The sequence below is a fragment of the Dyadobacter chenhuakuii genome (assembly GCF_023821985.2).
GTDB classification, from domain to species: Bacteria; Bacteroidota; Bacteroidia; order Cytophagales; family Spirosomataceae; genus Dyadobacter; species Dyadobacter chenhuakuii.
This window is the reverse complement of sequence record NZ_CP098805.1, coordinates 2,352,493-2,369,039: the sequence shown is the minus strand read 5'-3', so window position 1 is coordinate 2,369,039 and position 16,547 is coordinate 2,352,493. Positions and strand designations below refer to the sequence as shown.

General features: G+C 46.9%; 13 protein-coding genes. 11 read left to right on the top strand and 2 right to left on the bottom strand.

Annotation, left to right across the window (positions count from 1 at the left end; translation table 11 throughout):
• Positions 1-7: 7 nt before the first annotated feature.
• Complete coding sequence (locus NFI80_RS09790) at positions 8-2,065, bottom strand: PAS domain-containing sensor histidine kinase (RefSeq protein WP_235163177.1); 2,058 nt, start codon at positions 2,063-2,065, stop codon at positions 8-10.
• A gap of 238 nt (positions 2,066-2,303) precedes the next feature.
• Here NFI80_RS09790 and NFI80_RS09785 point away from each other — a divergent pair, with 238 nt between their 5' ends.
• Positions 2,304-2,903 carry a 3-keto-disaccharide hydrolase gene (locus NFI80_RS09785; protein WP_235163178.1) on the top strand — a complete coding sequence of 200 codons (600 nt, stop codon included), beginning with the start codon at positions 2,304-2,306 and terminating at the stop codon, positions 2,901-2,903.
• 30 nt (positions 2,904-2,933) lie between these two features.
• Here the strand turns inward: NFI80_RS09785 and NFI80_RS09780 are convergent, their stop codons facing one another.
• The gene (locus NFI80_RS09780; RefSeq protein WP_233796160.1) at positions 2,934-3,416 is read right to left on the bottom strand and encodes a DinB family protein; all 483 of its coding nucleotides are present in this window, start codon (positions 3,414-3,416) and stop codon (positions 2,934-2,936) included.
• A 92-nt stretch (positions 3,417-3,508) separates the two neighbouring features.
• Here NFI80_RS09780 and NFI80_RS09775 point away from each other — a divergent pair, with 92 nt between their 5' ends.
• The 10 genes from NFI80_RS09775 to NFI80_RS09730 all read left to right on the top strand — a co-directional run bounded on the left by NFI80_RS09775 (position 3,509) and on the right by NFI80_RS09730 (position 16,498).
• Positions 3,509-4,888, top strand: a complete 1,380-nt coding sequence (locus NFI80_RS09775) for a Gfo/Idh/MocA family protein (protein ID WP_233796161.1) — start codon at positions 3,509-3,511, stop codon at positions 4,886-4,888.
• A 10-nt stretch (positions 4,889-4,898) separates the two neighbouring features.
• Positions 4,899-6,323 (top strand): SDR family oxidoreductase, encoded by a 1,425-nt coding sequence (locus NFI80_RS09770; protein ID WP_235163179.1) that lies wholly within the window; start codon positions 4,899-4,901, stop codon positions 6,321-6,323.
• Between the two features lie 54 nt (positions 6,324-6,377).
• Positions 6,378-7,244, top strand: coding sequence for an alpha/beta hydrolase (locus tag NFI80_RS09765; protein WP_235161710.1), 867 nt, complete (start codon positions 6,378-6,380; stop codon positions 7,242-7,244).
• Between the two features lie 3 nt (positions 7,245-7,247).
• Positions 7,248-8,030 (top strand): SDR family NAD(P)-dependent oxidoreductase, encoded by a 783-nt coding sequence (locus tag NFI80_RS09760; protein WP_235163874.1) that lies wholly within the window; start codon positions 7,248-7,250, stop codon positions 8,028-8,030.
• Positions 8,031-8,629: 599 nt separating this feature from the next.
• Positions 8,630-11,884 carry a SusC/RagA family TonB-linked outer membrane protein gene (locus NFI80_RS09755; RefSeq protein WP_235161711.1) on the top strand — a complete coding sequence of 1,085 codons (3,255 nt, stop codon included), beginning with the start codon at positions 8,630-8,632 and terminating at the stop codon, positions 11,882-11,884.
• Positions 11,885-11,893: 9 nt separating this feature from the next.
• Entirely contained in the window at positions 11,894-13,774 is a 1,881-nt protein-coding gene (locus tag NFI80_RS09750; protein WP_235163180.1) for a RagB/SusD family nutrient uptake outer membrane protein, read from the top strand.
• A 126-nt stretch (positions 13,775-13,900) separates the two neighbouring features.
• Positions 13,901-14,239 (top strand): hypothetical protein, encoded by a 339-nt coding sequence (locus NFI80_RS09745; protein ID WP_235163181.1) that lies wholly within the window; start codon positions 13,901-13,903, stop codon positions 14,237-14,239.
• Between the two features lie 182 nt (positions 14,240-14,421).
• Positions 14,422-14,763 carry a hypothetical protein gene (locus tag NFI80_RS09740; RefSeq protein ID WP_235163182.1) on the top strand — a complete coding sequence of 114 codons (342 nt, stop codon included), beginning with the start codon at positions 14,422-14,424 and terminating at the stop codon, positions 14,761-14,763.
• Between the two features lie 226 nt (positions 14,764-14,989).
• Positions 14,990-15,430, top strand: a complete 441-nt coding sequence (locus NFI80_RS09735; protein WP_235163183.1) for a hypothetical protein — start codon at positions 14,990-14,992, stop codon at positions 15,428-15,430.
• Between the two features lie 135 nt (positions 15,431-15,565).
• Positions 15,566-16,498 carry an aldo/keto reductase gene (locus tag NFI80_RS09730; protein WP_235163184.1) on the top strand — a complete coding sequence of 311 codons (933 nt, stop codon included), beginning with the start codon at positions 15,566-15,568 and terminating at the stop codon, positions 16,496-16,498.
• Positions 16,499-16,547 lie beyond the last annotated feature (49 nt).

The following is a 16,547-nucleotide window of genomic DNA, read 5'->3' as shown; positions in this document are numbered from 1 at the left end:
TTGTGTTTTAATTTGGAACAGGCAGGTAAACGATGAAAGTGGATCCCACTTCCAGCTCGCTTTTGGCCGTAATGTAACCGTGATGGTTCTGGACAACTTTTTTACATAGCGCAAGCCCGATTCCCGAGCCGGAAAATTCACCGCGTCCGTGCAAGCGCTGGAACATTTGGAAAATACGGTCCAGATATTTTTCGTCAAAGCCGATCCCGTTATCGCGGACTTCAAAACGGGTGTAATGATGCTCTGAAAACAAGCGCGGCAACTCTGCAAGTTCGGCCGCGTCCACATCCCTGGCCAAAATTTCGATCACCGACGGCACATCCTGCTTCCTGTATTTGATCGCATTGCTTAGCAAATTTTGCACAAGCTGGGTCAGCTGCGACGCATTACCCCAAACGGTTGGTAATGGCCCTATCTTAATCTCGGATTTCTGTTCCTCAATTGAGAATTCAAGATCCGCAATCACGGATGAAACGATTTTATCCAGGTCAACAGGCTCAAAAGCGCTGTCACGTGTGGTCAGCCTCGAATATGCCAGCAAATCATCGATCATACTCGACATTCTTTTAGAAGCATCCTGGATCCGGTTCAGCATGAAAATGCCGTTTTCATCGAATGAATTGCCGTAAACAGTCTGCAAACGTGAGCTGAACGAAAGGATTTTACGCAACGGCTCCTGCATGTCATGACTTGCCGCATAGGCGAATTGCTGCAAGTTGCTATTTGAGTTCAAAAGCTCCTGATTGGCTTGGTGCAATTCCTCGGTTCGCTTTTGTACTCTTTGTTCCAATTCATTAACCAGCTGACGATAACGCTCCTCGCTTTGCTCCAAAGCCTGTCGCGATTTCACCTGCTCGGTGACGTCTACTGCCATATCGAGAATTGCATAGATTTCACCTTTCGAATTTCGGAGCGGCTTGTAGGTAAAGTCGAAGTAGAAAGTTTCCAGGACACCGTTCATGACGAGGTCCGCCCGGCTTCCCGAAGCTGCATATGGCACCCCTGTTTCAAAAACTTCACTCAGGATTTTAAAGAACGGCTGGCTTTGCAGTTCTGGAAGCGCTTCGTGTAATGGCTTGCCGATCACACTGTTACCTTTTCCCCAAATTTTTAACATCGCCTCATTCGGCAGCTCAATGATCATTTCCCTGCCTACAAATAGGGAAGTGGCCACAGGCGCCTGCTCAATCAATGTGCGCAAATGTTCTTCGCTGGTCCTGATAATATTTTCGGCCTCGATACGGTCCGTAATGTCCATAACCACACCCGAAAGCGACACGGCTTTTCCGGTGCTGTCAAAAAGATATTGTCCGATTACCCGCACCCAATGTACAGACTTGTCGTGCCATACAAAACGCGCTTCATACCGCAGCTGACCGGTTGCAGAGGCAACCTTATACGCGTTCAGGCGCTTATCGGCATCTTCCGGGTGAACATGCCGGATAAACACCTCACGCGAATCTGTATTGTTGTCCCTGCCCGTAATGATGCGTGACATGGTAGGGGAATAAATGATCTCATCGGTTGCAAGCGTCACCAAAAATGAACCCGCACCGGAGCCTTCGATCGTCATGGCAGCCTGCTGATCGGCCCAGGCCACTCTTTCCCGGTTGGATATTTCATCGGTAACATTGCGGGACACCCCTGAAAACCGGTAAGGCGCTCCTTCGGGTGTAAAATAAGCTTTACCTGTGCAATGCAGCCAGCGTAATCGATTGTCCGCCGCGCCAACCGTTCTGTAACGCACATCATAAGTGAGCCGCTTATTCGGGTCGAGCGCGTCACTGATGGCAATGGTCACTTTTTCCCGATCCTCGAAATGAATGTGCAGGATCAGACTCTCAAAATTTAATATCTCTTCGGGGGGATTTCCGTACAGTTCTCTGCATCTTTCATCAAAGTAAACTTCCCCGGTATCCGGGTTCATATTCCAGACGCCCAGCTGCGCGGCCCCCAGCGCAAATTGCAAATTGGCTTCACTTTCAAGTCTTGCCACTTCGGACTGCAATTCTTCCGACAAATCCCCCATTAATTTATTGTTATTTAAGTTCGGTTTGGTGTTCATTTTCCCCGATGCCTGAATACATTTTATCCGTAAAAATAATCATATTAATGACAAAGCATTAGCCAAACAGGCATTTGCGCATTCGTGTCACGAATAATAAACAGCTACGTTCCTAACTCATTTTCGGATTGCAGCCGGACCCTATATAGTAAAGTCCATAGCGGGCAGACTTTTATCCGAGATCCAACATTATATCTGCGTTATGTTAAAAACATCATTATGCCTGTTTCTATCAGTTATGCTGGTAACATTTATCGCAATGGTGCCCCAGAAGAAGAAAGTTTCGCTGTTTGACGGCAAAACATTCAGCGGCTGGGAGGGCGATACGGTGAAGACCTGGAAGATAGAGAACGGCACAATCGCTGGTGGTTCGCTGGAAGAAACGGTGCCGCACAATGAATTTTTAGTTACCAAAAAGACCTATTCAAACTTTATACTAACCCTGAAATTCAAACTAACGGGGCATGATGGCTTCATTAATACAGGCGTTCAGTTCCATAGTGTGCGATCGAAGGATCCGTCCTATGAAATGATTGGTTATCAGGCAGATCTGGGAGAAAAGTTTTGGGCAAGCCTTTATGATGAATCCCGCAGGAACAAAACCCTCATCGCGCCCGATTCGGCGGAAGTGCTCAAACTGGTTAAGCTGAACGACTGGAATGATTATCAGGTGCGGAGTGAACACGGCCGTATCAGGATTATGCTCAATGGTAAGCAAACTGTGGATTATACCGAGCCGGACAAATCCATTCCTCAGCAGGGGCTCATCGGGTTACAAATCCACGGTGGCGGAAAAGCAAAGGTTTATTATAAAGATATTTTTATAGAAGAATTATGAAGCCACGCCGCTGGGGACGTGGCTTTGGTCTTATTTCCAGCTTTTCAGTAATCGTCTTGCAACCACTATTTCGGCGGTGTGATAGGCATTGTGATCGGCTATAAGCATGGCTTCGCGTAGGAGGCTTTGCCCGGTTCCCCAGGGCAGCGGCGTAAAAAGATCGTGTTTCTCGTCTTCCAAAAGCGCTTGAAAACGCTGCTGATCTGCTTCAATTTGCTTCAACGAATGATTCCATTCCTCATCGCTGATTTGTTCGGTTGGCTCCACCCAGTAATCGTCAGGCCAGGCGAGCGAAGGACTGTCGGCAGAAGCGGAAAAATCGACAATGTCCTGCTGCGCAATCCTGATGTGTTCAACCAATTGCCAAATGCTGTATGGCAGATTTTCCGGGATAACGGTGCGTAATTCCGGCGGTAACCCATCAACCGAATCCTTAAAGCTGACGTGTGCGTTTCCTTTTTCAATGAGGCCGATAAGCTCATCTACAAGTTTTTTTCGTTGCGAGTTGTCCATAAATTGTAAATAGAAGATCGTTGTGGTTCGACAAACATTTATTCCTTATTTTAGTGGAATCATCACAATGTAACATTTTAGTCATATTTAATATGAATCCTACCCGACGGAAATTTCTCAGGAACGTAACAGCGGCCTCCGCTTTGTTAGCTACTGAAAGCATTGCCAAGCCTTTCAACATTATCAAAGACCTCAAAAAGATCAGCCCCAATGATAAGATCCGTTTTGCGACAATCGGGATGGGAATCCAGGGCCACCAGGATACGAAAGCTGCATTGAGAGGCGCGCCCGATGCAGAGTTCGTTGCTGCTGCAGACCTGTATGACGGCAGGCTGGCCAGGGTAAAAGAGGTTTTCGGAAAAGATATTTTTACAACACGTGACCATCGTCAGATCCTGGAAAGAAAAGACATTGACGCCGTCCTGATCGTAACGCCGGACCATTGGCATGACCATATTACCAAAGCGTCATTGCAGGCCGGCAAGCATGTTTATTGTGAAAAACCAATGGTGCACCACATTAACGAAGGCCTTTCTGTGATCGACGCCTGGAAAAAATCGGGCAAGACCATGCAGATCGGCAGCCAGCGCATTAGTTCTGCTTCTTTTAAGGAAGCTAAAAGGCTTTTTCAGGCAGGCGAAATCGGGGAGATCAATTATGTAGAGTCTAATAATGACCGTTTTAACTCCATAGGGGCCTGGAATTACTCGATTCCGACGGATGCGTCGCAGACCACATTGGATTGGGACCAATTCCTGGGCGATGCGCCCAAAGTTCCGTTTGAGGCCAAGCGCTTTTTCAGATGGAGAAATTACCGGGATTACGGGACAGGCGTAGGCGGGGATTTGTTTGTGCATTTGATCACTGGCGTGCATTTTGTTACTAATTCCCTAGGGCCCGAACGCATTATGTCGTCAGGCGAGCTGAGTTACTGGAAAGATGGCCGTGACGTGCCGGATGTGCTGGTTTCCATTTTGGATTACCCAAAAACAGACATTCACGCTAATTTCCAAATGGTGCTGCGCGTGAACTTTGCCAATGCTGGTGCGATCGCGAACAACACGCGTATCATCGGAACCGAAGGGCAGATAGAATTTACAGAAAATAATTTGGTATTAACCAAGAAAAAGCTCCCAAAAGCGCCTGGTTTCGGGGGATACGACAGTTATAACACGTTCTCGGAAAGCGAACAGCAGGCTTTTAAAAAACAATACGATGCCCAATATCCGGAAGACACCCGCAAGGCCGAGCCGGTAAAAGAAGTAAAGTTCACAGCTCCGAAAGAGGACGATGCGCATGCCAACCATTTCGCCGATTTTTTTGACAACATCAAAAAAGGAAGCGTAGGAACAATTGAAGACCCGATTTTCGGTTTCCGCGCCGCAGCGCCTGTTTTGGCTTGTAATGAAAGTTATTTTTCCAAAAAAATCATCAACTGGGACCCCGTTGCGATGAAGGTTAAAAAGAAATAAATCAAACTGAATGAAAATCCTACTGACGGGTGCCACCGGATACATTGCACAGCGATTACTGCCGGTGCTGCTGGAAGCAGGGCATGAAGTATTTTGTTGCGTCAGGGATAAGCAGCGTTTCAATGCGCAGCAGTTCCCTGACGCAACTGTTTTGGAAGTGGACTTTTTGCGTGTAGAAACGCTTGCTAACATCCCGGATGACATCGACGCCGCCTATTATCTGATCCACTCCATGTCCACGGGCGGCGGGGAGGATTTTGAGAAACTGGAAGAAACCACTGCCACGCATTTCAAGCAAAGAGTTGAAGGAACGCAAGCCCGGCAGGTCATTTATCTGAGCGGCATTATCAATGAAGAAGATCTTTCGAAACATTTGCTCTCCCGCAAAAACGTCGAGGAAATCCTGAAATCCGAACATTATGCATTGACAACATTGCGTGCTGGCATCATTGTCGGTTCGGGCAGCGCTTCTTTTGAAATTATCAGAGATCTTGTCGAAAAACTGCCAGTCATGATCACGCCGCGCTGGTTGCATACGCAGTGTCAGCCCATAGCCATCCGTAATGTCGTCGATTTCCTGACCGGCACATTGCTTTTGGAAGAAACCTATGGGAAAAGTTTCGACATAGGCGGCCCGGACATTTTGACTTACAAACAGATGCTGCTGAAATTTGCAGAAGTCCGTGGGTTGAAACGACGCATTCTGGTGGTGCCTGTTATGACGCCCAAATTATCGTCCTACTGGCTCTATTTTGTCACTTCCACCTCTTATTCCCTCGCTAAAAATCTTGTGCACAGCATGAAGGTCAAGGTTGTCTGCCGACCGAATGATCTCGCGGAAAAGCTTCACATTGAGCTTATTGGCTATGAAAAAGCAATCCGTCTGGCATTTGATAAAATAGAGCAGAATCAGGTTTTATCCAGCTGGACGGGCGCACAAAGCAGTGCGGCACTTTCCAAAGGCATTTCCAGTTACATGCAAGTGCCAACCAACGGTTGTTTTATTGATAAAAGAGAACTTAAAATCGATGATCCTGAGTATGTGTTGAAAAGGATCTGGTCCATCGGCGGCAAAACCGGCTGGTATTATGGAACCTGGCTTTGGGAGATACGCGGGTTTCTGGACAAGGTTACGGGCGGGGTAGGGCTGCGGCGCGGGAGAAGGCATCCCGAGCAAATCTATCCGGGCGATCCGCTCGATTTCTGGCGGGTGCTGCTTGCTAACAAAGAAGAAAAGCGTCTTTTGCTATACGCGGAAATGAAGCTTCCCGGCGAAGCCTGGCTGGAATTTTGCCTCGATGAAAACAATGTTTTGAAGCAAACGGCCACATTTCGCCCCCTTGGCTTGGCGGGAAGGTTATACTGGTACTCGGTGCTTCCTTTTCATGCATTCATTTTTAAAGGAATGATTACTAACATTGCGGGTAAAGTGTGATGCGCGGTTACTTTTTAGTCCGAAGGATTTTTTAAACCAAATCAACCCGGATCTATGCGCAAGATTTACGCTACTTTTCTGCTGGCTATGCTGGCGGTTCCCACATTTGCCCAAACGGGCAAGGTAATGGATAATTTATCAGTTCCCAGTAAGCTCCTTAAATCGGAAAGAAAATACGCCATTTACCTGCCGCCCGATTACGCGACCTCAGAAAGAAGCTATCCTGTGCTTTACCTGCTGCACGGTGCCGGCGATGACCACACCGGCTGGGTCCAGTTTGGCGAAGTCCTTAACATTACCGACAAAGCCATCCGCGAAGGTTCCGCAACGCCCATGATCATCGTTATGCCGGACGCAGACACGGGAAGAAGGGGTTATTTCAATGATGTAAAAGGCGACTGGAACTATGAAGATTTCTTTTTTCAGGAACTGATGCCGCATGTGGAGAAAAAGTTCAGGATCAAGGCCAACAAGAAATTCAGGGCTATATCCGGACTTTCGATGGGAGGAGGAGGCACTTTCATGTATGCGTTGCACCATCCCGAACTCTTTTCGTCGGCCTGCCCATTGAGCGCAGCAGCCGGCCCGATCACGGTGGAGGACGCGAAAAAGAATTTACAGCGCAACAATGCCAACCCCGACATTCAGGATTCCACAGTGACCAATTATTACAACCGCCACAGCGCCCTGGCATTGATCAACAACATCAAAGACGATCAGAAAAAAGCCGTTCGCTGGTACATTGACTGCGGCGACGATGACTTCCTGTACGAAGGCAACAGCCTGGTTCACATTGCAATGAAGAAAAAGGAAATCCCGCATGAATTCAGGATCCGCGATGGTGCGCATAACTGGACCTATTGGAGAGAGTCATTGCCCAAAGTGCTCGAATTCGTATCACAGTCGTTTCATCAGTACTAAATGATGTCGGTTTCAGATTTACCAGGAATCAAGCTATTTGATCTGACAGGAAAAGTAGCCGTTGTCACCGGTGGCTCGAAAGGGCTTGGCCTGGCTATGGCTGCCGGGCTGGCTTCTGCCGGAGCCGATATTGTGCTGGTGAACCGCAATGCAGCCGATGCCGAAACGAGCGCGGAAGAATTGCGCTCATTCGGAACACGGATAACCTCATTCCCGGCTGACATTACCAGCCTGGAACAGACCCAAGCTATGGCAAAATTCGTGATAGCGGCTTTTGGTAAAATCGATATCCTGATCAACAGTGCGGGTATCAATATACGCGGGCCGATCGATGAGCTTTCGCCGGCAGATTTTAACCGGGTTATGGATGTAAATGTAAACGGCACGTGGCTCGCATCGCGTGCCGTTACACCCATCATGAAGCAGCAGAAAAGCGGCAAGATCATTAATCTGGCCAGCACGCTGGGGCTGGTAGGGCTAGCCAACAGAACGCCATACACGGCCAGTAAGGGAGCAGTCGTACAAATGACCCGTGCACTGGCGATGGAACTTGCGCCTTTCAACATCAATGTCAACGCGATCTGTCCCGGCCCGTTCCTCACCGAAATGAACATCCCCATCGCCGACAGCGACGAAGCCCGCGACATCATCATCGGCGCCACCGCATTACAGCGCTGGGCCAATCTGCAAGAAATTCAGGGAGCCGCCATCTTCCTGGCCAGCGAAGCTTCCAGCTACATGGTTGGATCGATAATGACGGTTGACGGCGGCTGGACAGCGCATTGAACTCCCTATCAGCGCTGCTTATAACGTGATGTAAATATTTTCTTTTAAAACATAATAAAAACAATTCGCTTGGTGTTATATGAATTACCGGGCGGAATGTTCTTTTGCTCTCTTCTATGCGGCGATGCGCCGACGGATGGCCATGAAAAGTGTTGAAATTGGTTTAGTGAAGGCACCATCGAAAATCAAATTTTTGTAACAATCTATGAAATAAACAATATTTAAGTGTCCGAAAGACACTGTTTGCGACTATACGTAAAGTAACCTATGGTTATTTTCGAAGAAAACATAGTCAGAAAGCAGGAATGCTTGTTTATGTGAATTATATCATATCTTTTTGTACTGCCGGTTACCAATTCGCCGGCTTCGCAAAGACAAATATGTAGCAGCGCAAATGCCGCTTTTGCTTCAACCCCCTCACATTTTATAATAGCGCTACGCGGAAAATGATGTCCCGCGGAGAAAAGAATGTGACTGATTTTTAATCAAAATAATTGTGTAAAAAAGACACAGGAATTACGCCTGAATGCCATTTGTATAAAGTCAAGATTTTTCATTGTTTAACTATTTTTTAACTATCTACTATCTATACTCTGTTTATGGGGATTTCTAAACCTGAAAAAGGCCGGGGCCTAAGCCGGTACTTTTTTTCCCTTTTTCTGACGTTCATCGTCACGGCCGGTACATTTGCTCAGGATGTTACGGTAAAGGGAAAAGTCAATGATGAGCAGTCGCAGGGGCTTCCCGGCGTTAGCGTTGTGGTAAAAGGTACTTCTACGGGTACCGTCACGGATTTGGAAGGAAATTACACGGTGAATGCACCAGGATCCGCAACGTTGGTATTTTCATTTATCGGTTACATTACACAGGAGATTCCGCTGGGCAACAAAACCAGTCTGGATGTAAAATTGCTTACCGATACCAAAGCACTTGAAGAAGTGGTGGTTGTAGGTTACGGAACTGCCAAGAAAGCAACATTAACAGGCTCGGTAACAGCTGTTAAGGGAGGCGAGTTGGCAAAGGCACCAGCAACCAACCTTTCCAACACATTAAGCGGTCGTCTGCCGGGTGTGTCTGCTGTACAAGGCAGCGGTGAGCCGGGTTACGATGGTTCTGCCATCCGTATCCGTGGAACCAACTCGTTGGGTAACAGCAATGCACTGATCGTTGTGGATGGTGTTCCCAACAGAAGTGGTGGTCTGGACCGTCTGAACCCTGCCGATATTGAGAGCGTATCCGTTTTGAAAGATGCGGCGGCGGCTATCTACGGTTCGCGTGCAGGTAACGGGGTTATTCTGATCACTACAAAAAGAGGTAAGACTGGAAAACCACAGTTGTCGTACGATTTGAACATGGGTATCGGGCAGCCTACGCGCACCCCAACAATGTCAAATGCAACGCAATACGCTACAATCCGTAACGAATTGCAGATTTATGATAACCTCGAAGTAGGTGAGTGGGCAGGTGCGTTGCAAGGGTTCAATACCAATGGCGCTTACACAAGAAAAGACAACGGCAATGTATTGAATGCAGTTTTCACACCGGATGATATCAAGAAATTTTCGGATGGATCTGATCCTTTGATTCACCCGAACACAGACTGGTATGGCAGCGTGATCCGTAACTGGTCGCCGCAGCAACGTCACAACCTGCAGTTAACCGGCGGTAGTGAGAACATCAGATACCTGGCATCCCTCGGACACATTAACCAGGAAGGTAACTATGTAAAATCTGCAACAGGTTACAAACAGTATGATATGCGTATCAATCTGGATACAAAAATCAACAAATATGTAAGTGCGAACCTGGGCCTGACGCTTCGTGAAGAATTCCGTCGTTTCCCTAATGGTGGTGGTGCAGGTGATATTTTCCGTATGTTGATGCGCGGAAAACCTACTGAGATCGCGATCTGGCCGGACGGAAGACCTGGTCCTGATATTGAGAATGGTCAAAACCCTGCGGTTATTACAACCAACACAACAGGTTATAACCATGACAAACGTGACTATATCCAAACAAACGGTTCTCTCGAAATCCTTATTCCGGGTGTTGAAGGCTTGAAAGTGAATGCAATGGCAGCGATTGATAAGCAAATCCGCCGTCAGAAGTCATTCCAGAAACCATGGACGCTTTATTATTGGGATAAGAAAACCTATGAAGCGGATGGAACTTCTCCATTCCTGACGGGAACTGTTCGTTCTACATTCAGCGATCCGCGTTTGACTGAAACTTCCTCTCAGGAATTGTCTATTCAGCTGACAGGTCAGGTCTCTTACGAGAAATCTTTCGGCTCGCATAACTTCAACGTAATGGCTGGTATCCAGCGCGAGAAAGTGGATGCGGATGGTTTTTTTGCTTACCGTCGCTACTTTATCTCACCGGTTGTGGATCAGCTTTTTGCGGGCGGAACGCCTGAGCAGAACATTGGTAACTCAGGTTCTACAACGGCTAACGGGATAACTTATAACAATACAGATTTGTTTAACAGAGCTCGTTTGAGCTACTTCGGTAGGGCTGGTTATAACTTCAAAGAGAAATATCTTGCGGAATTCCTTTGGCGCGTGGATGGTTCTTACGTATTCCCGCAGGATGGCCGTTTTGGTTTCTTCCCAGGGATTTCGGCAGGTTGGAGAATTTCGGAAGAAGATTTCTGGAAGGGCAATATCAACTTCCTGAACAATGTTAAAATCCGTGGTTCATGGGGACAAATGGGAGCTGAGCCGTATTTGGTCGGAACAGAAATCCTTGCTGAATACCAGTATTTGTCAACAATGGGCTTTGGTTCTTACGTGATCAACGATCAGGTTGCTAAAACGCTTCTTGAATCACGTGTGGCTAACAAGGCATTTACATGGGAGGTTGCCAACAATATGAACTTCGGTATCGAGGGAACATTGTTCCGCGATAAAGTTGCTTTCGAATTTGATTATTTCGTGAACAACCGTTCGAATATTCTGATCCCAAAAACGGGTTCTACGCCTTCCAGTGCCGGTATTGACGGAAAACTTCCTCCTCAAAACCTGGGTAAGCTGCAAAACAAAGGATGGGAATTCAAAGTGAGCTATGATGGCAGCTTAGACGACTTTACTTACTCTGTGAGCGTGAATGGTGGTTATGCGAAGAACCAGATCAAATTTTGGGATGAAACGCCGGGTGCACCTACGTACCAGCAGACAACGGGAATGCCATATAACTCATTCCTGGCGTATCAGTACGACGGTGTGTTCCGCGATCAGAGCGAAGTTGATGCCAACCCATTGGATTACAAAGGTATCACAGGAACGATCCGTCCGGGTGACATGAAGTTTAAGGATATCAACGGAGATGGAAGAATCACAGCTGATGATAAAGTAAGATCTGAAAAAACAAACCGTCCGCAATTCACCGGCGGTGCGTCGATCAACTTAGGTTACAAAGCATTTGACCTTTCAATCCTGTTCCAGGGCGCATTAGGCGGGTTGCAGTACATTGGACAAACGGAGTCGGGTGACATTGGTAACTATCTGCAATATGCATATGATAACCGCTGGACCATCGATAATCCAAGTTCAACAGAACCTAGGCTGGCCAACAGAAATAACACTTATTATACCAATTTCGACAACGCCGGTGCCAACACTTATTTCCTGAGAAGCAACAATTATCTGCGTCTTAAAAACATTGAGCTTGGTTACAATCTGCCTTCTGAAATTGGAAGCAAAATCGGTTTGGGTAACCTGAGACTGTATGTTAACGGACTTAACTTGTTCACATTTGACAAGATTAAGATCTGGGATCCGGAATCTACAAGCTCAAACGGACAATACTATCCGCAATCGCGAGTACTTAATGCAGGTGTACGTGTAACTTTTTAAGAATTAGAAATGAAACTGAATTATAAACATTGGATATTTTTAGCAGCACTTGGCTCATTCGGGCTGGTGTCCTGCGACACGGAATTCTTGGACGTAACGCCTCCAACTGAAATTCCGTCAGAAGAAGTTTGGAAGGAAGGTCCGCTTGCCGAAGGATTTGTAACAGGTATTTACGCGGGTCTTCAGCAAGGCGGTTTTAGTGAGCAGATGCTGGCTTCTCTTACGGATGAAGCAGTATTTACGCACACAGGCCGGAACATTAATACGGTAAACGAAGGAAGTTTGAGTCCTTCCAATCTTGGCTGGGTAGATGATACTTATGGCTGGGGCCCGATGTATACCAGGATCAGGGCTGCAAACCTTGCGATTGCTAATCTGAAAACGGCGACTTTCACGGATGAAACTTTGAAAGCCCGTCTGATGGGAGAATCTTATTTCCTGCGCGGATATTACTATCAGCAGCTTGTTCGCTACTACGGATCTGCGCCGATCATTACGAGGGTTTATAACCTGAATGAAGATTACTCTGTGCCCCGTAACACCTATGAAGAATGTGTGAACCGCATCGTTACTGACCTGGACAGCGCTGCCATGTTGCTGAAAGGCAAAACGATTGTGAAAGGCCGTGCAAGCGAAGCGGCTGCATTGTCGCTGAAATCCAGAGTGTTGGTTTATGCTGCCAGCGATTTGCATGATATGACGACTGCGAAAGCCAAATCAGCTGTGCTTGCTGCTTACCCTAACCCTGAATTCCTGGGTTATGTATCCGGTGACAGAAAGGCGCGCTGGACGGCTGCGCATGCTGCTGCAAAAGCGGCACTGGCTGCAACGGACGGTGGATATAAACTTAATCTGACTGCTCCGGTAACGCCTGCACAGGGAAGGATCAATTACATTTCCATCGCTATGGGCGGTGCGAGTGCTGATAAATCACTGGACGCATCTGCTGCCAATGAAATCATTTTCGGACGGTATTTCACACCTAGCCTTAGCGAAGGTGCCCGTCAGACCGGCTTGAACAACGGTCCTAACGGTTACCACAACTGGGCTGGAAATACGCCTATCGGCCTGCTGGTTGATGATTACGAACTGATGGACGGAACACGTTTCAGCTGGACCAATCCAACGCACAAAGCAGCTCCTTACAAAAACCGCGATCCCCGTTTCTACGCAACCGTAATGTTTGACGGTGCAGACTGGAAGCCGCGCCCATCGGATGCAAAAGATCCTGCGAACCAGATCCAGACAGGTGCATATGACCTTTTGGATGACAAAGGCGCATTGATCAACCGCAAAGGATTGGATACACGCAGCAGCTCAATCGAAGACTGGAATGGTAGCCGTACAGGATATTACATGCGTAAATTCATTGATCCAAACCCTGCATTGTATGACAATACGGACCGTCAGAATATCCCTTGGCCGTTCATCCGTACTACGGAAGTTGTGTTCAACTACATTGAGGCAAGCATTGAAGTAGGCCAGGAAGCGGAAGCTTTGCTATGGCTTAACAGGATACGTTTCCGTTCCGGTATGCCCGCATTGAAAGTGACCGGCGCTGCTTTGAAAGAAGCGTATCGTCATGAAAAACGCATTGAAATGGCTTACGAAGAGCAACGTTACCACGATGCACGCCGCTGGATGATCGCCAAAGAAACATTGGGTCGTCCGTTGGAATACATCAACGTTTTGGGCAAGTTCAAGCCAGGTAAGACGATGAAAGAGCCGTATCACTATGATACAGACGTTTATACTTACACTTATACCCCGGTTGTCGAGAAATCGCATGAAAACCGTACATGGGTTGATAAAATGTATTTCCGTCCTTTCAGCCGTGATGAGATCAACCGTAACGCGAAGCTGGTACAAAACCCAGGTTACGATAAATAATCAGATTCCGTTCGCTTTGAAGCCATGCCCATCCGGGTGTGGCTTCTTTGTTTTCGGGCAGGCATAATTTTAGCCATATAGCATTGACTCCGACTAAGGCGTCAGTATGAGCTATCAATTATGAAAATGGATAAGACGTTTTTTCAAAAAGGACTTTTACTGAGTTCACTGATTTTCGGGGCTGGTGTTGTCGGCTCTGCATTTACCGGCGATGGCATTCATAAAGTGCGTTTCGTTAAAGAGGCAACAGTTATCGAGCTGGAAAAACGCGTACAAGTGCGGCCGGAGGATCTTCCCGAAAAAGTACGCAATGCGTTGAACAACAAGTCTTATGCAGGCTGGACGATTTCGGATGCCTATCTGGTGGTTGCTGACGACGGCGGGCAATATTACGAACTGGTGGTCAGGAAGGCGGATGAGCAATCCCGGATGAAAGTGAACAAAGAAGGGCAGGTCCTGAATTGACCTAAGCTGGCTATAAATCCCACAAAACGTGGATTTCGTTCGACACAGTCTCAATATGTCGTATTTTATTAAAATATTGAAAATGAGTTTGTTAAGTATTTTGGCATAATGATGTTAGCTTTTTACCCAACAGTGCGGATGCACAGAAACGTAAAATAAACAAGTTCAAACGAACCCAAATTATGAAAAAGCTAATAGTATCGGCATTGGCCATGACACTTATCTCTTTCGCTTCTGTTCAAGTCACAGCGCAAACAACAGAGTCCGCTCAAACGGAAACCAAGCAAGAGACAACGACAAAAACCACTACAACTTCAAAAGAAGATAAGGTAGCGGTAAAACCGGAAGACCTTCCTGAGGGAATTAAAAAAACCATTAAAGGAGAAGAGTTTTCGGGTTGGACGGTGAAGAAAGCATTTCTGGTAAAAGAGGGCGCTAAAACACCATATTACGAATTACAAGTAGCCAAAGGCAGTGAAAGTGCCAGGGTGAGATTAGATAAAGATGGTAATAATGTGGGATAAGGAATAATTTTTCCACATGATGAAGGAACAGCCGGGAAAATTTCCCGGCTGTTTTGCTTTGTGATGGCTCATGTAAAAACAGTCGTCGATCAGTGGTCGGTAAAGGATCTGGAAGTCAGTTCATCCCTTTCGAGGTTTAGGGAATTCTGTAATATTTTCGCATTTCGTTACAACCTTTTTATTGCCGTGTGTTTCTCTAAACTGTATGACAAAAAGCACTATTAGCATGAAAAGAACAATTTTATTTGCACTAATCTGGCTCTCGGTTATGGCTTGTGACGAGAAACAAAACGCAACGCCACAGCCCGAGCCACAGTCAACCAGCGTGCCTTACCGCAAGCAGACCAAAATTGCAGCTTCGGGCGCCGGAGCGTCGGGCGCCGATTTAAAGGTAGACCTTAGGGAAGTGAATGACAGCCGTTGTCCCAAGGATGTAGTTTGTATTCAGATGGGAAGCGCAAAAATCAAGCTCAATGTTTCCGATGCGACTAATTCCACGGAGGTTAATGTTGATTTCAAAGGAGATGCAAAAGCGGATTCGCAGGCGTTCACATTAAGTGGTCAGAACTACATGCTGACGGTAAGCGAATTGCAGCCTTATCCGGTAAGCACACAAACGCCTAAAATCGAGGATTATAAAGTTAATGTGACCATCGAGAAAAAATAAGAAGTTACATTTTGGTGTGAAAATTTGAGAAAGGAGCCTGGCCGCGAGCCGGGCTCCTTTTTTGATTTGTGGGGTAATTTTTAGGATTGTTGTGTAAATTAGGCCATGTAAGCTTTTTTATCCTGCCCTTTAAATATGAAAGATTCGTTTTCCCGTCGTGATGTTATCAAGAGCATTGGCTTTTCCAGCGGTGCAATGTTGTTAAATCCATTGTTCTCTCATGCAAAACCTGAACAGAAAATAATGATAGAAAGAACAATCCCTGCCAGTGGCGAAAAACTTCCGGTAATCGGTCTTGGTTCCTGGCAGCAATTCGATGTAGGCCAGGCAGCGAGCGAAAGAGCAGCATTGACCAAGGTTTTGCAGGAAATGGAGACATTAGGCGGCAAGCTGATCGACGCGTCGCCTATGTACGGGCGTGCAGAAGAGGTGATCGGAGCGCTTACCACCGAGTTGAAAAACAACGATAAGTTTTTCTTCGCTACCAAAGTCTGGACAACCGGGAAGGAGCAGGGGATAGCGCAAATGAATGATTCGTTCAGAAAAATGGGGCGGAAAAAAATCGAGCTCATGCAGATCCATAATTTGCAGGATTGGCAGACCCATTTAAAGACATTAAAAGACTGGAAGGCGCAGGGAAAGATAAAATACATCGGTATTACGCATTACACAGATTCCGCACACGCCCGGCTGGAACAGATCGTGAAGGCAAAGGAAGTCGATTTTGTCCAATTCAATTATTCCATCCGCTCGCGGAATGCCGAGAAAAGTCTGCTGAATGCGGCCAAAGATCATGGAGTGGCCGTGATCATCAACGAGCCATTTGAGCAAGGCGCATTGTTCAGGGCGGTCAAGGGCAAGGAATTGCCGGCCTTCGCAGCGGACTATGATATCAGGAGCTGGGCTCAGTATTTTTTGAAATACATTGTCAGCCATCCGGCCGTAACCTGCGCCATTCCCGGAACTTCGGACGTAAAACATGTGACCGATAATTTGGGAGCGGCCCTGGGTAAACTTCCCGACGAGGCCGGAAGAAAAAAAATGATCGAATGGATCGAGAAGGCATAAAAAAAGCGTGGCGATCAATCGCCACGCTTTTTTTATGCCATTCAAAGTG